19 protein-coding genes are annotated in these 15,388 nt (G+C 64.6%); 7 read left to right on the forward strand and 12 right to left on the reverse strand.

Features of this window, described 5'->3' with window-relative positions:
- Nucleotides 1-20 precede the first annotated feature (20 nt).
- Together PD284_RS09740 and lgt are read right to left on the reverse strand one after the other, a co-directional pair.
- Entirely contained in the window at nucleotides 21-1,112 is a 1,092-nt protein-coding gene (locus tag PD284_RS09740; protein WP_274628003.1) for a class I SAM-dependent methyltransferase, read from the reverse strand.
- A complete protein-coding gene (gene lgt, locus PD284_RS09745) occupies nucleotides 1,109-1,990 on the reverse strand; it encodes a prolipoprotein diacylglyceryl transferase (protein WP_411956190.1) in 882 nt (293 codons plus the stop codon). The genes PD284_RS09740 and lgt overlap by 4 nt, the downstream gene beginning before the upstream one ends.
- A 217-nt stretch (nucleotides 1,991-2,207) precedes the next feature.
- Between lgt and PD284_RS09750 the strand changes: the two genes are divergently transcribed.
- The 4 genes from PD284_RS09750 to PD284_RS09765 all read left to right on the forward strand — a co-directional run bounded on the left by PD284_RS09750 (nucleotide 2,208) and on the right by PD284_RS09765 (nucleotide 4,934).
- Entirely contained in the window at nucleotides 2,208-3,164 is a 957-nt protein-coding gene (locus PD284_RS09750; RefSeq protein WP_274628005.1) for a CapA family protein, read from the forward strand.
- A gap of 360 nt (nucleotides 3,165-3,524) precedes the next feature.
- Nucleotides 3,525-3,737 carry a cold-shock protein gene (locus PD284_RS09755; protein ID WP_274628006.1) on the forward strand — a complete coding sequence of 71 codons (213 nt, stop codon included), beginning with the start codon at nucleotides 3,525-3,527 and terminating at the stop codon, nucleotides 3,735-3,737.
- Between the two features lie 405 nt (nucleotides 3,738-4,142).
- Nucleotides 4,143-4,355 (forward strand): cold-shock protein, encoded by a 213-nt coding sequence (locus PD284_RS09760; RefSeq protein ID WP_274628007.1) that lies wholly within the window; start codon nucleotides 4,143-4,145, stop codon nucleotides 4,353-4,355.
- Nucleotides 4,356-4,526: 171 nt separating this feature from the next.
- Nucleotides 4,527-4,934 (forward strand): BA14K family protein, encoded by a 408-nt coding sequence (locus PD284_RS09765; RefSeq protein ID WP_274628008.1) that lies wholly within the window; start codon nucleotides 4,527-4,529, stop codon nucleotides 4,932-4,934.
- 42 nt (nucleotides 4,935-4,976) lie between these two features.
- Here PD284_RS09765 and PD284_RS09770 read toward each other — a convergent pair whose 3' ends face one another.
- The 3 genes from PD284_RS09770 to PD284_RS09780 form a co-directional block, all read right to left on the reverse strand.
- Nucleotides 4,977-5,618, reverse strand: a complete 642-nt coding sequence (locus PD284_RS09770; RefSeq protein ID WP_274628009.1) for an MBL fold metallo-hydrolase — start codon at nucleotides 5,616-5,618, stop codon at nucleotides 4,977-4,979.
- 115 nt (nucleotides 5,619-5,733) lie between these two features.
- Nucleotides 5,734-6,048 carry a hypothetical protein gene (locus tag PD284_RS09775; protein ID WP_274628010.1) on the reverse strand — a complete coding sequence of 105 codons (315 nt, stop codon included), beginning with the start codon at nucleotides 6,046-6,048 and terminating at the stop codon, nucleotides 5,734-5,736.
- A 141-nt stretch (nucleotides 6,049-6,189) separates the two neighbouring features.
- Nucleotides 6,190-7,083 (reverse strand): branched-chain amino acid aminotransferase, encoded by an 894-nt coding sequence (locus PD284_RS09780; RefSeq protein ID WP_274628011.1) that lies wholly within the window; start codon nucleotides 7,081-7,083, stop codon nucleotides 6,190-6,192.
- A 237-nt stretch (nucleotides 7,084-7,320) separates the two neighbouring features.
- Here PD284_RS09780 and PD284_RS09785 point away from each other — a divergent pair, with 237 nt between their 5' ends.
- The 3 genes from PD284_RS09785 to PD284_RS09795 all read left to right on the forward strand — a co-directional run bounded on the left by PD284_RS09785 (nucleotide 7,321) and on the right by PD284_RS09795 (nucleotide 10,019).
- The gene (locus PD284_RS09785; RefSeq protein ID WP_274628012.1) at nucleotides 7,321-7,854 is read left to right on the forward strand and encodes a MarR family winged helix-turn-helix transcriptional regulator; all 534 of its coding nucleotides are present in this window, start codon (nucleotides 7,321-7,323) and stop codon (nucleotides 7,852-7,854) included.
- A complete protein-coding gene (locus PD284_RS09790) occupies nucleotides 7,841-8,560 on the forward strand; it encodes a response regulator (protein WP_274628013.1) in 720 nt (239 codons plus the stop codon). The genes PD284_RS09785 and PD284_RS09790 overlap by 14 nt, the downstream gene beginning before the upstream one ends.
- A 127-nt stretch (nucleotides 8,561-8,687) precedes the next feature.
- Nucleotides 8,688-10,019: an ATP-binding protein gene (locus PD284_RS09795; RefSeq protein WP_274630594.1), complete on the forward strand. Its 1,332-nt coding sequence runs from the start codon at nucleotides 8,688-8,690 to the stop codon at nucleotides 10,017-10,019.
- 96 nt (nucleotides 10,020-10,115) lie between these two features.
- Here the strand turns inward: PD284_RS09795 and PD284_RS09800 are convergent, their stop codons facing one another.
- From PD284_RS09800 to PD284_RS09830, 7 genes are all read right to left on the reverse strand, one after another.
- The gene (locus tag PD284_RS09800; protein WP_274628014.1) at nucleotides 10,116-10,400 is read right to left on the reverse strand and encodes a hypothetical protein; all 285 of its coding nucleotides are present in this window, start codon (nucleotides 10,398-10,400) and stop codon (nucleotides 10,116-10,118) included.
- Between the two features lie 162 nt (nucleotides 10,401-10,562).
- Nucleotides 10,563-10,961: a (R)-mandelonitrile lyase gene (locus PD284_RS09805; RefSeq protein WP_274628015.1), complete on the reverse strand. Its 399-nt coding sequence runs from the start codon at nucleotides 10,959-10,961 to the stop codon at nucleotides 10,563-10,565.
- A 382-nt stretch (nucleotides 10,962-11,343) separates the two neighbouring features.
- Complete coding sequence (locus PD284_RS09810; protein WP_274628016.1) at nucleotides 11,344-13,230, reverse strand: MFS transporter; 1,887 nt, start codon at nucleotides 13,228-13,230, stop codon at nucleotides 11,344-11,346.
- Between the two features lie 177 nt (nucleotides 13,231-13,407).
- A complete protein-coding gene (locus PD284_RS09815) occupies nucleotides 13,408-13,578 on the reverse strand; it encodes a hypothetical protein (protein WP_274628017.1) in 171 nt (56 codons plus the stop codon).
- Between the two features lie 115 nt (nucleotides 13,579-13,693).
- Nucleotides 13,694-14,056, reverse strand: a complete 363-nt coding sequence (locus tag PD284_RS09820; RefSeq protein ID WP_274628018.1) for a hypothetical protein — start codon at nucleotides 14,054-14,056, stop codon at nucleotides 13,694-13,696.
- A 178-nt stretch (nucleotides 14,057-14,234) separates the two neighbouring features.
- Nucleotides 14,235-14,594, reverse strand: a complete 360-nt coding sequence (locus PD284_RS09825; protein WP_274628019.1) for a tRNA-binding protein — start codon at nucleotides 14,592-14,594, stop codon at nucleotides 14,235-14,237.
- A gap of 6 nt (nucleotides 14,595-14,600) precedes the next feature.
- Nucleotides 14,601-15,101, reverse strand: a complete 501-nt coding sequence (locus PD284_RS09830) for a type III secretion system chaperone family protein (RefSeq protein ID WP_274628020.1) — start codon at nucleotides 15,099-15,101, stop codon at nucleotides 14,601-14,603.
- Nucleotides 15,102-15,388: the final 287 nt, after the last annotated feature.

The following is a 15,388-nucleotide window of genomic DNA, read 5'->3' on the forward strand; positions in this document are numbered from 1 at the left end:
GATCCAGCGTTTCGGGCAAGTCAATTGGCCGCCGGGAAGCCGGGCGCGGCGACGCCGGGCGGCATGATGGCGAGCACCTTGAACAGCTGTCCCATCTGGTCCGGCGCGGCCAGGCGCTCCACCTCGCCGGTCAGCCGGTCGCGGACCTCCTGCGACGCATTCGCGCCGAGCTTTCCGGCCCGCTCGAGCAGGCCCATGCGCAGGAGGAAGTCGCCCTGCGCAAGCAGATGCGCCTGAAGCCCCGCATGCCGGGCCGCCTGCGCAAGCGCGGCGAAGTCCACATGGGTCGTGAGATCGGCTTCGCCGGGATGGGCGAGGGGATCGTCATAGGCGTGCTTCAGCAGCGCCTGGAGCGTGTCGCCGACGGCAGACGTGGCGTGGCCGTAGTCGATGAAAAGCCCCGCGCCGCCGTGGCCGGCGATGCGCTCGGCTACCTTCTGCATCAGCGCGCTGCGCGCCGGGGCTAGCTCGACGATTGCTCCCTCGGGTGCTGCGGCCGCGTCCGGCGGCAGCAGGCTGGCGTCAACAGAACCGGCCCCCGCGACGAACTGCAGGTTTCCCGCGCCGTCAGCGCCTACCGCGCGCTCGCGCCATCCTCCGGCGGTCTTCACGTATTGCCGCACCGGGATCGCATCGAAGAGCTCATTGCCGACGATGATCATCGGTTTTGCAGGCAGCTCATCGATGTCCTTGTGCCACTCGAAGCGTTGGCGGGCGGCTTGCCCCAATGTCGCCGCCTGAGTCGCCGCCAGCCTTTCGCTGGTCTCGATCAGCCTGAAGCCTCCGCTTTCGCCCAGGTCGGGGGCGATCTTGCCGAGGGTCCGCGCGATGTCCTTCATCAGCGTCCCCCGGCCCGGGCCGATCTCAACCACCATCGTCTGTTCCGGCGCGCCGATGGCCTGCCAGGTGGCGGCAATCCATGCGCCGATCAGCTCGCCGAACATCTGGCTGATTTCGGGAGCGGTGGTGAAATCCCCTTCGCGGCCGAATGGGGGGCGCGTCATGTAGTATCCGTCCTGCGGATCGGAGAGGCAGAGCGCCATGTATTCCGAAACCGGGAGCGGCCCGAGCGCCTCGATGAGGCCGACGATGCGCGACTTCAGGCGGCTCATGCCGGCGCCGGGGAGCCCGCCGGACGTGCGCGCCACATGAGCCACAGGCCGAGCAGCACCATCGGCGTCGACAGCACCATCCCCATCGTGAGCCAGTCGCCAGCCAGGTAGCCAAGCTGTGCGTCGGGTTCGCGGAAGAACTCCACGAAGATGCGCGCCGCTGCGTAGCCCGCTACGAAGGCGCCGGCGATGAAGCCGGGCGACCTCAGCTTCCTGCCCGCCCACACGAGGGCGAACAGAACGACGAACAGCACGAAACCCTCGAGCAGGGCTTCGTAGAGCTGGCTTGGATGCCGGGGGAAAGGGCCGCCGTTGGGGAAAACGAAAGCCCATGGCGCGTCGGTGACGCGGCCCCATAGCTCCGAATTGATGAAGTTGGTGACGCGAACGAGGCCAAGCCCGATCGGCGCGCCTGCCGCGATCACGTCGAACAGCGACAGGACGCTGAAGCCGCGCGACTTGGCGAAGAGGATCATGGCGAGCGTCGTTCCCGCAAATCCTCCATGGAACGACATGCCGCCTTGCCAGATCTTCAGGATATCCAGCGGATTCTCAAGATAACGGGCGAAGTCGTAGAAGAGGATGTAGCCGATGCGCCCGCCGAGCACGACGCCGACGGCCGCCCAGACGAGGAAATCGTCGATGTCGATCGGCCTGATCGGCGAAGGTCCGGCCCACAGGCGATCGGTGGTGACCAGCTTCTTGGCATACCACCAGGCAAACAGGATGCCGATGATGTAGCCCAGGCCGTACCAGTGGATGGCGAGGGGGCCGACCTGGACGATGACCGGATCGATGTGGGGAAACGGCAGGGCGGAGAGCGGAATCAGCAGATATTCGGTCAAGGCGGGCTCGGTTCGCTTGGAAGGCCGGAACATGTGCCAGCGTCCACGCATGGTCAAGGCGGCTGCCCGCGCCTGGGTCAGAACTAGTGGATGACATTTCCGCGATCCTTGTTCACAATCCGGCTGCTTGGTTATCCTTTTGTGGGGGCGGGGGAGGTCCACACATGCCCGGATGCGTCTGACGTTTCGGCGGCCAGGAGGGGCAGCCGAACGGACGGCTGTCAGCCACCTCGATCGTGAGCCTGCGCCCATGGCGGCGGCGCTGACGGCGGAGCCTCCGGCCGAATTTGCGCGACTCGTGTTCCTGGGCGATGTCTATGCAGGAAGCAGGCAGCGTGCGCCGGCCATCGATCCCATGCTCGTCGCCGCGCTCCAATCGGCGGACCTCGTCGTCGCCAATTGCGCCGGTCCAGTGGTGCGCAGGCCCCATCTGCCGGTGCGAAGCTGGCTCAAACAGCGCCGTCACATGGATGCCGGCGCGTTGCTCGGCGTCATCTCGGCGATGGGCGTGGAGACGGAACGGCTCGCACTCTCCGTCGCGAACAGCCACGCTCTGGACCAGTCGGTCGCGGGCTTCGAGGAAACGGTGGACACCCTCAAGGCGCTCCAGGTGCGGGTCATCGGCGCGGCGCAGCGCGGCCTGGTCCAGACCGTCCGCGCCGGTTCGCTTCATGTGGGATTGCTCGCCTTTGCGGAACCCGAGCGCCACGCGCGCCGCTTGCGCAGGCATGTAGTCACGGCTGGGGACCTCGCTGCCTCGCACTGGCTGACGGGAGAGGACCGGCAGCCCGACCTGGTTTGCGCGTTTCCGCATTGGGACCGGTGGAAAGCGCGCCGCCCCGGATTGCGCGCCTTGGACCGCGCAGGGCGGCTTGCGGAACGAGGCATAAGCCTTGTCGCCGGACACCATCCGTCGCGACTGCAACCCCTCGAACGCGTCGGGAATGCCTATGTGGCCTATGGGCTTGGCGTGTTCCACGGGCGCGGGGCCGCGAGGAGTCTCGCCGACCGCGTGGGTGCGATGCTCGTCGTCGACGTCAGCACGGCCCGGCGCGAGCGCGGCCGCATTGCGGCATACGAGCTGTTCCCGTTCGTCCGGCTCGCAGAAGCCAGCCGCGACCGCATCGTGCCGCTCGAATACGCGCCGCCCGAGTTGCGCAGTCAGGCCGAAGCGACATTTGCCCATCTTGCTTCCGTCCGCTGCTGACGCCAGCAGTTCTACTGCCGAGGCGAAATCCCTTTCAGATCAAAGAGATTGACCGGTCTGCGCGGGCATATGGCGCAGCGAGACGCTAATTTTTTGGAGATGAAACCGAAGATCACAGCGCCGACACACCTTGCAAGGATCGTTGATACATGCGATATGTTGACGCGTTCGGGCATTTGCTGACCCGGAGACTGGAACGTTTTGGACGACCCTTTCCCCGACATTGTGAATCTCTGACGACCCGCCCTTGGCACGGGTGTGTTCGCGCGCCGGCGCGGCACGGCCAAGAACTGACCGACCTTCCGAATGGCGCCCGATGAGGAGGGTTTTCGATTTGATGGGTGAAGGAGAGACCCCAGAATGTCCCAGACAGGCACTGTGAAGTTCTTTAACGCAACCAAAGGCTTTGGCTTCATCACGCCGGATGGCGGCGCGAAGGACGTCTTCGTGCACATCTCGGCGATCGAGAAGTCCGGCCTGCGCACGCTGGTCGACGGCCAGAAGGTTTCCTTCGACGTCGAGCCCGACCGCATGGGCAAGGGCCCGAAGGCAGTCAACCTGCGCGTCGAATAAAGCGGCCTATCTCCTAGGGGATACGACCGATACTTGGGGCATGGCGGTAACGCGCCATGCCCCTTTTGTTTTGGCTGCGGCCACGACTTGCTTTGCTTGGCGTCGGGACTTGACGTTCTTCGCCGGTCCGCCGCGTGAATTCTCTCCATTGCGCCACATGTAAAGTTTCACTTGCTCGTGATCGAAAAATGGAGGAAAAACCGGTGTTCGGGCATTTGCCGGCCCGGAGACTGGAATGGCATGCCCCGGAAGCTCGACATAAAGGGGGCCGGGGTGGTTCGTGATAAAGAAGGCATCAATGCCTCAAGGGGAACTGTCCGTTTCTTCTCCTCCTGTGAACGGCCCAATAACGGTTGGAGCCATTCTCCGGCTGTCGAACCCGTCCTGGGATAAGAGGAGCATCTCATGCCGCAGACCGGCACAGTAAAATTCTTCAATCATGCCAAAGGCTTTGGCTTCATCACACCGGATGACGGCCAGAAGGACGTCTTCGTCCACATTTCGGCCGTGCAGTCGTCCGGGCTTCCCGGTCTCGAGGACGGGCAGAAGGTGCGCTTCGAAACCGAACCGGACAAGCGCGGCAAGGGTCCGAAGGCCGTCAACCTGAGCGTCATCTGACGCCAGGGTTCGACTTCCGCCGCGCAAGCGACGAAAATCCTCCCGGCCTGACGGACGGGGGGCGTTTCGGTTTCGCGGCATGAGCAGACGTTCAGCCTGCGTTCAGGAGACGCAGCCTAGAATTCCTGCAGTTCGGGTTCACGTCTCAACGGACCCGTGCAGGAGACAAAAATGAGCTTGCTGAAGAAGACCATTCTCTCGGTGGCCGTCGCTGCGACGACCTTTGCCGCCATTCCGGCGGAAGCCGGTGAGCGTTGGCGCCATCATGGCGGCTACCATTCTCATGGCAGTTCCGACGGCGACCTGGTTGCGGCCGGCATCGTTGGGCTGGCGCTCGGGGCGCTGGCCGTGGGGGCGCTCAACACGAACCGACAGCCGGTCTACGCAGACCGCTACTATCGCAACCCGCCGCCGCGGCCGAGCCGCTACTACTACGAGGGTGCCGTCGCGCGCGGCGGCGTCGAGCCGTGGTCGCGCTCCTGGTACCGCTACTGCAGCAACCGCTATCGCAGTTTCGATCCGCAGACCGGCACCTATGTCGGCTATGACGGCCGCGAGCGCTTCTGTAACGCGAATTGATCCCGCAGCGCGCGTCCGGGCGCCCGAGCCTGGACGCGATGCTTACCTGAGAAACGGGTTTTCCAGGCGTTCCTCGCCGAAGCGCCCGCCCGGGCCGTGGCCGCAGACAAAGCCCACCTGGTCGCCAAGCGGCAGCAGCTTCTCCTTGATCGAGCGGATGAGCGCCTCGTGGTCGCCGCCGGGAAGGTCAGTGCGGCCGACGGAGCCGCGGAAGAGGACGTCGCCGACATGGGCGAAGTTCGCCGCGCGGTTGAAGTAGACCACGTGTCCCGGCGCGTGGCCCGGGCAGTGCAGCACCTCGAACACATGGTCGCCGAAGCTGACCGTCTCGCCCTCGGAGAGATACCGGTCGGGCGTGCAGTTGCGCACGCTGCCGGCCATCCCGTACATCTGCGCCTGCTTCTCGACATTGGCGAGCAGCCCTTTGTCAGCCTCGTGCGGACCGACGATGTCGACGCCCAGCGCCTCCTTCAGCTCCATCGCGCCGCCGACATGGTCGATGTGTCCGTGGGTGATCCAGATCTGCTCGATCTTGACGCCCTGGTCGTCGATCGCGGCGCGGATTTGGTCGACGTCGCCGCCCGGATCGATGACCACGCCTGTCTTGGTGTCCATGTCGAAGAGGATGGTGCAATTCTGCTGGAACGGCGTGACCGGGACGATGATTCCGTTGAGCTGACCCATTTGCATTCCTTCCTGACGTCGGGGCGGATGTATGGGGTCGATGCCCGAACGTCCACCGAAAAGAAGCGGGCGGCATCGCTGCCGCCCGCCGCCTGGCTGTGAAGAACCGATCCGCTCAGGCCTTCTTCATCGATCCCATGACTGCGCCGACGATGGCGGTCAGGAGGGCGCCGCCTCCAGCGCCGCCGATGACGTCGCCCAGCAGCCCGCCCATCGATCCGCCTGCTGCCGCTCCGGCGGCCGGATCACCGGCTGCGCCGCCGAGCAGGCCGCCCAGAACCTGGCCGCCGACGACGCCGCCAACCGCGCCGCTGAGCAGTCTGGGAAGTTGGCCCATTGCAGCCTGCTTGAACGCAGCGCCGACCGCCTGGCCGGCAATGATGCCGGTGACCGCCTGCACCACGATCTGAAGAAGCACATTTGTATCCATCAAATGATCCCTCCATGTCCACTCAAGGTCTTACAGGGCGGCAACATCAGATGCTGATTCGTGCAAAAGTCAAATACTCGCGCAAACGAGAACGGGCGGCCTTTCGACCGCCCGCCTGTACTTCAAAGCGACTATTCTATCTTACTCGGCGGCGATCGCCTGCTTCGGCTGCACCTCGGCCGAATAGTCGTTCATGAGCGTCTTGGCGATCTCGCCGACCTGGAAGTTGTACGACCCGATCTCGGAGACCGGGGTCACCTCGGCCGCCGTGCCTGTCAGGAAGCACTGCTCGAAGCCCGCCAGTTCCTCCGGCATGATGGCGCGCTCGATCACCTCGATGTTGCGGCGCTTGGCTAGGTCGATGACGGTCCGGCGCGTGATGCCGTCCAGGAAGCAGTCCGGCTTCGGCGTATGGATCTTGCCGTCCTTGACGAAGAAGATGTTGGCGCCGGTCGCTTCGGCGACCTGGCCGCGCCAGTCGAGCATCATGGCGTCGGCATAGCCGCGATCCTCGGCCCGGTGCTTCGACAGCGTGCAGATCATGTAGAGGCCGGCCGCCTTGGACTTGGAGGGCGCCGTCTGCGGATCGGGGCGGCGGTACTCGGCGACGTCGAGGCGGATGCCCTTCAGCTTCTGGGCCGGGTCGAAGTAGCTCGGCCACTGCCAGATGGCGATCGCGCAGTTGATGCGGTTGGCCTGGGCCGAAACGCCCATCTGCTCGCTGCCGCGCCAGGCGATCGGACGGACATAGGCGTCGGCGAAACCCTGCTTTTTCAACAGGGTGTCGCAGGCAGCGTCGATTTCCGCCACGCTGTATGGGATGGTGAAGCCGAGGATCTTGGCCGAATCATGCAGGCGCTGGGTGTGTTCCGTCAGCTTGAAAATCTTGCCGCCATAGGCGCGCTCGCCTTCGAACACGGCGCTGGCGTAGTGCAGCCCGTGCGTCAAGACGTGGATCTTGGCGTCCGCCCATTTGACGAACTCGCCATTCATCCAGATGAAACCCTCCAGTTGGTCGAAGGGAACGGATGCCATTTCATACCTCCCAAGGCGCAAAGCCTTTGAATGCCTTAATATCTGGTCGGCCGAACGCCGGGCCCAGTTGAGCCAAGCGTAGGGCGGTCGCGGTGATATGGCAAATCCAATGAAATTGCCATTAACGCCGCAAACACATGCCTTTTCGTTCGCAATCGATCGAAAAGATTGGCAAAAATTACCACCGAACCTAAAATACGTCAACACTGCTGACGTATTTTAAATCACGAGAATTTCATGTCCGATCGTTCAAGTTCTCCCGCGAAACCCATCCGGAGCGCCCTGTCGCGCGACGATGGAATCGACCTCGCGATCATCGAGCTTCTGTTCTTCGCCTATCGCGACTTCACCTCCGATCCGGACCAGATCCTCGAGAAATACGGCTTCGGCCGGGCCCATCACCGCATCCTGCATTTCGTCAACCGCATGCCGGGCCTGACTGTCGCCGAGCTGCTCGACGTGTTGAAGATCACCAAGCAGAGCCTCGCGCGCGTGCTGAAGCAGCTGATCGACACCGGCCACATCGTGCAGATCCAGGGTCCGAAGGACCGGCGCCAGCGCGAGCTCTATCCAACGGCAAAGGGCCGCGCGCTCGCCCTCGACCTGGCGCGGCCACAGTCCAGCCGTATCGCGGAGGCACTGAAGGATGCTGCGCCGACCGATCGGCAGGCCGTGGAGCATTTCCTCAAGGCCATGGTCAATCCGGAACTGAGGGCGCAGATTGACAACCTGCCCGGCAACGACCCAGGAAACACCAATGGACACGCCTGAGCTTCCCGACCGCAGCGGCATACCAGGCGACGACGCGCCGCATCTGCTCGTCGTCGACGACGACACGCGCATCCGCAATCTGCTGAAGCAGTACCTCACCGAGAACGGATTTCGCGTGACCGTGGCCGCCGCCGCGGCCGAGGCGCGGCGCAAGCTGGCGGGGCTCGATTTCGACCTGCTGATCCTCGACGTCATGATGCCGGGCGAATCGGGGGTCGAGCTGACGCGCTCGCTGAGGGCGCAGAAGGACGTGCCGATCCTGATGCTGACCGCCCTTTCGGAGACCGATAGCCGCATCGCCGGCCTGGAGGCGGGGGCCGACGACTACCTGCCAAAGCCTTTCGATCCGCGCGAGTTGATCCTCAGGATCAACAACATCCTGCGGCGCGGCGGTCCGCAGCAGACGCCCAAGGTGGAGCAACTGGTGTTCGGTCCCTACACCTTCCAGATCGCCCGCCGCGAACTCAAGAAGAGCGGCGACGTCGTCAAGCTCACCGACCGCGAGCAGGACATCCTGACGATCTTCGCGGAGCGGGCCGGGGAGACGATCGCAAGGCACGAGCTGGTCGCCGGCGAATCCGAGGTCGGCGAGCGCACGATCGACGTGCAGATCAACCGGCTGCGCCGCAAGATCGAGCGTGACCCGTCCAATCCGGTCTGGCTGCAGACCGTGCGCGGTATTGGGTATCGACTGAACGTGGAATAAGCTTCCGCCCGGGCCCATATTCGCATGTGACCCCGGAACGAGGAGCATGAGCGCAACCGACACCGTCCGCCGGCAGACGACCGCCATCCAGGAGCGCCTGGCGGGCAGCGTGCGGCCGTTGCGCCGGATGTGGCACCGCTTCTGGCGTCTCGTTTCCTTCTACATGCCGAAGCGCCTCTACGCGCGCTCACTGATCATCGTGATCGCCCCGATGATCCTGCTGCAGTCGGTGATCGCCTTCGTCTTCATGGAGCGACACTGGCAGACGGTCACGCAGCGCCTCTCGGAGGCGGTGACGCGCGACATCGCCGCGGTCGTCGACATGATCGATACCCTGCCGCCCGGCAGCGACTACTCGAACGTCATCCGGCTCGCCGGCGACCGGCTCGCGCTGAAGGTCGACATCCTGCCGGCCGACCCGTTGCCGGCGCCGGGGCCTAAACCGTTCTTCTCGATCCTCGACCGGGCGCTGTCGGCGGAGATCACCAAGCAGATCAACCGTCCGTTCTGGATCGACACGGTCGGCAACTCGAACATCATCGAGATCAGGGTGCAGATGGAGGGCAAGGTGCTGCGCGTCTTCGCGCGCCGCAGCCACGCCTACGCCCCGAACACCTACATCTTCCTCACCTGGATGGTTGGCACGTCGCTGGTGTTGCTGATGATCGCCATCCCCTTCCTGCGCAACCAGATCAAGCCGATCCTGCAGCTTGCCGAAGCCGCCGAGAGTTTTGGCAAGGGGCGACCGACGCCGCCGGATTTCCGTCCGCGCGGCGCCGAGGAGGTGAAGCGCGCCGGCCTCGCCTTCATCCAGATGCGCGAGCGGATCGAGCGGCAGATCGAGCAGCGCACCGCCATGCTCACCGGCGTCAGCCACGATCTCAGGACCATCCTGACCCGCTTTCGGCTGCAGCTTGCGCTGGGCGGGAAGAAGGTGGACACGGCCGCGCTCAACGAAGACATCGACGACATGGAGTCCATGCTGGAAGGCTACCTGGCCTTCGCGCGCGGCGAGGCCCTGGAAGACACCGGCAGCCTGGACCTCGGGCTCCACTTCGACCGTCTCGCCGAAGAAGCGAAGCTGCGGGGACGCAGCCTGACCACGAGCATCGTCGGCGAGCCGGAAATCATCGTCAGGCCGCACGCGTTCGGCAGGCTTCTGGCCAACGTCACCGGCAACGCCTTCCGCTATGCGAAGACGGTCGCCGTTGCCGCGGTCCACAAGCGCGGCTGGCTGACGGTCACCATCGACGACGATGGCCCCGGCATTCCCGCGGAGCGTCGCGAAGACGTCTTCAAGCCCTTCGTACGGCTGGACGAGGCGCGCAACCAGGACGAAAGCGGCACCGGTCTCGGCCTCGCCATCGCCCGCGACATCGCCCGCAGCCATGGCGGCGACATCGCGCTGGACAACAGCCCGCTGGGTGGATTGCGCGCGGTGATCAGGGTGCCGGCGTAAGGGGAGCGGTCGTCGGTCGTTCCTGCCGAGGATGGTTGTCGGCGGTCTCGAACCGCCATTGAATGAAGTATGCGTTCCCGGTTCGGCTTCCCGAACTCAGAACACGCCGACGGCCAGGTGCCCCCAGGTTGCAAGCATGGCGAAGACGATCCCGGCCGCCGCGATCAGCCGTCCGGTCGTTGCGGGTAGCACCCTCCATGCAAGTTCCAGCGCTGCCCAGGCCCCGCCCAGCAGCAGAGCTGCGGCGACGAAGTCTTCCGGTCCCCATGCCACTTCGTCGGTGAATTGCATGGCGACCAGGGGCGCCAACAGCACGGCCGCGCCAATTGTCAGGAGGATACGCCGCCGGGAACGGGACGGATTTCCATGCATGCGCGTCACGGGCTCCGCTTCCACCGATGCGTGGAATGAGCCGCCAGTCTGGCGATTGTGTGTCGGCGCGGGTAGGCGAGGGCACTCTGCAAGATGCCCTGGAAGCTCAACGCGGCCCGCAGGGCGCCGCCCGCGGCGGAGGCAAACCAGTCCAAGGGTGGATGCGGGCGCTCAGCTTCCCGCGTACTGCTCGTCGCTGACCTTCTCCATCCAGTCCGCGGTGACCCCATCAAGCGCCTCCTGCATCGCCAGATGCGTCATGGCCGTCTTGGGTCCGGCGCCGTGCCAGTGCTTTTCGCCCGGAGCGAAGGAGACGACGTCTCCCGCCCTGATCTCCCGGATCGGCTCGCCGGCGGTCTGGACGAGACCTGCGCCGGACATGACATAGAGCGTCTGGCCGAGCGGGTGCGTGTGCCAGGCCGTGCGCGCGCCGGGCTCGAAGCTGACCATGACGGCGCGCAGCCGGGCAGGGGCTTCCTTCTCGATCACGGGCGTCTGCAGGACGCGTCCCGTAAAATAGTTTTCCGGGGCCTGGATCGTGGCGACGCTGCCGCAGGGGATGATCTTCATCGGGATGTCCTCGGAGTGGGTTGGACGTTCGCCCACCTTACCGCAGCCGCTGCGATGCGGCATCCCCGTTTGCCGCTTCCGCTGCTGGAAGAACATCGCGGTCGCGATCGCCCAACGCAGATGCGCGTCAGTCGCTAATGGAATTACCCCCACCCCTAACCCCTCCTCACAAGGGGGAGGCGACTCGGTTGCATCGCGCCCGGCGTCAATCGTCGACGGGCATGCGCGGCCACAAGATCCCCTCCCCCTTGTGGGGAGGGGTAGGGGTGGGGGTAAATGCCGTCCAAATCGCTTGCCGATTGCCCTGCACGCGAATGCCGCCCTGCGACGCAAAACGCCCGGCGGTTTCCCGCCGGGCGCAACGTTTCGGATGACGGTCCTGCTACTCCTTGGCGTGCAGATCCGTGCCCAGCGTGTCCTTCACGAAGAGCATGCCGATGATGAGCGACATGGCCGCGATCGCGATCGGGTACCAGAGGCCGTAGTAGATGTCGCCGCGGGCCGCGCTCATGGCGAACACGGTTGCCGGAAGCAGGCCGCCGAACCAGCCGTTGCCGATGTGGTAGGGCAGCGACATGCCGGTGTAGCGGATGCGGGTCGGGAACATCTCGACCAGGATCGCCGCGATCGGCCCGTAGACCATGGTCACGTAGACGACCAGGATGAACAGGATGGCGATGATCATCGTCCAGTTCACTTGGGCCGGGTCGGCCACCATCTTGAACGCGCCGGCGCCCGGAACCGTAAAGACAGCGATCTCGGTCGCGCCGGCGGCTTCCTCGGCCGTGATCAGCTTGTCCTTGATCGCCTGCTCGACGGGGACCATCGTCTTATCGCCGCCACGGATCGCCGCGGCGTCGAGTGCGAGCTTCGGATTGGCCGCGACGAGTGCGTCGAGCTTCTGATCGGCAACCTTCACCGGATCGCGGACGAGCGGATAGCCGCCGTCCTGAAGCGCGATGTTCACCGCCTTCGCGAAGGCCGCCTCCTTGGCCTTGGCGTCGTCGCCGGCGGCGACGGCGTCGAAGGACTCGACCGTCTCGTTGCCGATCGTGACCGTGGCCGGTGTGCCCGGCGCCGCCGTGGCGACGACGTCATAGGGAACCGAGTTGCGGGTCAGGAACGAGGTTGCGATGTCGCACGAGGTGGTGAACTTGGCGGTGCCGGTCGGGTTGAACTGGAACCGGCAGTCGCCTGGAGCGGCAGTAACGGTCGCCCGCACGTTCTCCTGCGCGGTGGCAAGGGCCGGATTGGCAGCCCAGGTCAGCGCCTTGAACAGCGGGAAGTAGGTGACGATCGCGAGCGCCAGGCCGGCCATGATGATCGGCTTGCGTCCGACCTTGTCGGACAGCCAACCGAATATCACGAAGAAGATCGTGCCGAGCGCGAGCGAGATCGCGATCATGATGTTGACCGACACGGCGTCGACCTTCAGCACGTTCTGCAGGAAGAACAGCGCGTAGAACTGGCCGGAGTACCACACCACGGCCTGGCCGGCGGTCAGGCCGAACAGCGCCAGCAGCGCGATCCTGGCGTTCTTCCACTGGCCGAAGGCTTCCGTCAGCGGCGCCTTGGAGCCCTTGCCCTCTTCCTTCATGCGCTGGAAGGTCGGCGACTCGTTGAGCGACAGCCGGATCCAGACCGAGATGCCGAGCAGCACGACAGACACCAGGAACGGGATGCGCCAGCCCCAGGCCGCGAAGTCCTCCTTCGACATCATGCCCTGGATGAGCAGGATGACGACCAGCGACAGGAACAGGCCGAGCGTCGCTGTCGTCTGGATCCACGACGTGTAGTAGCCGCGGCGGTCGTCGGGCGCGTGCTCGGCGACATAGGTCGCAGCGCCGCCATACTCGCCGCCGAGCGCCAGGCCCTGCAGCATGCGAAGCACGATCAGGATGATCGGCGCGGCGATGCCCCAGGTCGCGGAGCCGGGCAGCAGGCCGACCAGGAATGTCGACAGACCCATGATCATGATGGTGACGAGGAAGGTGTACTTGCGGCCGACGAGGTCGCCGATGCGGCCGAAGACGAGCGCGCCGAACGGGCGCACCAGGAAGCCCGCGGCGAAGGCGAGCAGCGCGAAGATGTTGCGCGTCGCTTCAGGGTAGGAGCTGAAGAAGGCCGCGCCGATGAAGGCGGCCAACGAGCCGTAGAGATAGAAGTCGTACCACTCGAAGACTGTGCCGAGCGAGGAGGCGAAGATGACCTTCTTCTCCTCCCGCGTCATGCCGCGGCGGGTCTGGCCTGCGGCGGTTGCAATTGACATTTTCTGTCCTCCCCAGATTTGCCATGCATTCGGCGCGCGACGAGCGCAGCCGATGCTTAGGTGCACCCGGCCAGCCTAGCGATTCTCGGGAAGAACAAATATCGATGCTTTGGGATTATGACCTTAGTCTAATGAGGCCGCGCGGGCGCGGCCTCATTCATCTGCGGGACCGCGATCTCAGGCGGCTTTATCCTTGATATCATGGAGATAGCCGTGCTCGCGCAGCCAGCGCGCGAGCACCAGTTCGACCAGCGACGAGACCGAGCGATGGTCCTCCTTCGCCGCCTTGACAAGCGCCTCCTTGATGTCGCGCTCGATGCGGAAGCCGAGGGGATGTGTCTTGGACATGGTGTCCTCCGATAGTGACGTCATCTGCCATCGTGGCGGAACATTCCGCGGCAAATGAAGAGATTCCAATCAGGTTGGGGCAGTCTGGAAGCGGCTTCCGCTTCGGCGGGCCGCGTCAGGCGACGATTGGTGGCGCGCGAGAGTTGAACCCGGCCTGCGGTTGCTCGTCCAGGCACTGCCAAACCCAAATGCAGCCGGCATTTGCAGCCTTGCCGGCATCCTTGATGCCGCAGGCGGCGCCGTCCTCGTCCCCGTCGAGGCAAGGCTCGATCTCGGCGACGGCCAGGCTCGGCGCCACATCCGGCTCGGAGGCGACGACCTGGACCTGGGACGTAGAGCAGTTCTCCGCATTCTTGGCGAAGCAATCGGCCTGGGCCAGTCCAAGCTTGGCGAAGCGGGAGAACTCCCCGAATGCGGGGGCGAACTCGGCCAGCGACAGCGCAGCGAACAGCCACAGCGCCACGCGCATGAGCGACATCGAGCCGGCTCTGCTCCTCGGGGCTGGTTGTGGGTCCATCAAACCTTCGGTGCTCTCATGGCCTGCCGAAGTCTAGTCTGCACTTTCCAGTCAAATCAATACGGATAATGAGATTGTCGTAATGCGCGTCCGGGCGACGTCGCCCGGCGACACGTTCGCGCCAAGCGCGGATGGCCTTCTAGAACAGCCGCCCGCCGTCCGGAACCCTGCGCTCGATGGCGCCCAGGACGACTTCGCCGTCCTCGTCGGGAAATCCCAGGGTCAGCACCTCCGACATGAACTTGCCGATCTGGCGCGGCGGAAAGTTCACCACGGCGAACACCTGCCGGCCGATCAGGGCCTCTGGCTCGTAATGTCTGGTGATCTGCGCCGAGGAGCGCTTGACGCCGATCGCCGGGCCGAAGTCGATCTTCAGCTTGAACGCCGGCTTGCGGGCTTCCGGATAAGGCTCGGCTTCCACGATCGTGCCGGCGCGGATGTCGACCTTGTCGAAATCGGCAAACGAGATCTCCGGCTTGCGTTCGGTCGAGATGCCCATGCCGTGTCAGGCGCTGCCGTGGGTTTCAAACAGTGCGCTGGCGAGCGCATCCTTGGCCGACGTGCCCGACCACACCACGAACTGGAAAGCCTGGAAGTAGCATTCGCAGGCTTCGAGCGCGTTGGTGAGCAGGCCCTCGACCTGCTTGCTCGTCGGCTCGGCGCCGCCTGCCAGGAGAAGCGACTGGCGGAACATGATCGCGCCCTCCTGTTCCCAGAGATCGAAATGCCCGAACAGCATCTGCTCGTTGATCATCGAGAGCAGCCGCATCACTTCCAGCGCGCGCCCGTCGGGCACCTTGAGGTCGAAGGCGCAGGCCAGATGAAGCGCCTCGAAGTCCTCCATCCAGGAGAACGACACCTCGTATTCCGTCCACAGCCCGGTCACGGTGATCGATATCTCGTCGTCGCCGCTGCGCTCGAACGACCAGTCGTTCGTGTTGGCGACCTGCTCGATTACGTCGACCGGATGAATTTCTCGCGACGCTTCGAGTTCCAGCAGTTCCATGATCCCGATCCCTGTCGTTCTGGAATCGCAAATTGCGACTCCGAAGCAAGACGCCTCACAAACGCGCACCCCACCCATTGAGTTGGCGGGAGGCCTTTTGTGTCCCCGGGCCTGCCCGTTGCCTCCGCACCTGATCCGTTTCCGAATCATGCAGCAAATTCAGTGTATTGATGCAGAGTCGGCTGACCAGCCCCTTTTTCGGAAAGGGCTGCCGGACATGTGGAAATCGGACCCCGGCTAAAAGCCCGACTGGCATGTAAGGGATTCACGTCACAGGGTTTTCGGGA

Origin of the sequence: Mesorhizobium shangrilense, assembly GCF_028826155.1 — a bacterium.
GTDB classification, from domain to species: Bacteria; Pseudomonadota; Alphaproteobacteria; order Rhizobiales; family Rhizobiaceae; genus Arvimicrobium; species Arvimicrobium flavum.

Coding starts and splice junctions, on each gene's coding strand:
- lgt (WP_411956190.1), bottom strand. CDS start 1,990: ATGTTCCGGCCTTCCAAGCGAACCGAGCCCGCCTTGACCGAATATCTG.
- PD284_RS09790 (WP_274628013.1), top strand. CDS start 7,841: ATGGACACGCCTGAGCTTCCCGACCGCAGCGGCATACCAGGCGACGAC.
- PD284_RS09825 (WP_274628019.1), bottom strand. CDS start 14,594: ATGGGCATCTCGACCGAACGCAAGCCGGAGATCTCGTTTGCCGATTTC.
- PD284_RS09765 (WP_274628008.1), top strand. CDS start 4,527: ATGAGCTTGCTGAAGAAGACCATTCTCTCGGTGGCCGTCGCTGCGACG.
- PD284_RS09775 (WP_274628010.1), bottom strand. CDS start 6,048: ATGGATACAAATGTGCTTCTTCAGATCGTGGTGCAGGCGGTCACCGGC.
- PD284_RS09760 (WP_274628007.1), top strand. CDS start 4,143: ATGCCGCAGACCGGCACAGTAAAATTCTTCAATCATGCCAAAGGCTTT.
- PD284_RS09795 (WP_274630594.1), top strand. CDS start 8,688: ATGTGGCACCGCTTCTGGCGTCTCGTTTCCTTCTACATGCCGAAGCGC.
- PD284_RS09770 (WP_274628009.1), bottom strand. CDS start 5,618: ATGGGTCAGCTCAACGGAATCATCGTCCCGGTCACGCCGTTCCAGCAG.
- PD284_RS09830 (WP_274628020.1), bottom strand. CDS start 15,101: ATGGAACTGCTGGAACTCGAAGCGTCGCGAGAAATTCATCCGGTCGAC.
- PD284_RS09785 (WP_274628012.1), top strand. CDS start 7,321: ATGTCCGATCGTTCAAGTTCTCCCGCGAAACCCATCCGGAGCGCCCTG.
- PD284_RS09810 (WP_274628016.1), bottom strand. CDS start 13,230: ATGTCAATTGCAACCGCCGCAGGCCAGACCCGCCGCGGCATGACGCGG.
- PD284_RS09820 (WP_274628018.1), bottom strand. CDS start 14,056: ATGTCGCTCATGCGCGTGGCGCTGTGGCTGTTCGCTGCGCTGTCGCTG.
- PD284_RS09780 (WP_274628011.1), bottom strand. CDS start 7,083: ATGGCATCCGTTCCCTTCGACCAACTGGAGGGTTTCATCTGGATGAAT.
- PD284_RS09805 (WP_274628015.1), bottom strand. CDS start 10,961: ATGAAGATCATCCCCTGCGGCAGCGTCGCCACGATCCAGGCCCCGGAA.
- PD284_RS09755 (WP_274628006.1), top strand. CDS start 3,525: ATGTCCCAGACAGGCACTGTGAAGTTCTTTAACGCAACCAAAGGCTTT.
- PD284_RS09750 (WP_274628005.1), top strand. CDS start 2,208: ATGGCGGCGGCGCTGACGGCGGAGCCTCCGGCCGAATTTGCGCGACTC.
- PD284_RS09740 (WP_274628003.1), bottom strand. CDS start 1,112: ATGAGCCGCCTGAAGTCGCGCATCGTCGGCCTCATCGAGGCGCTCGGG.
- PD284_RS09815 (WP_274628017.1), bottom strand. CDS start 13,578: ATGTCCAAGACACATCCCCTCGGCTTCCGCATCGAGCGCGACATCAAG.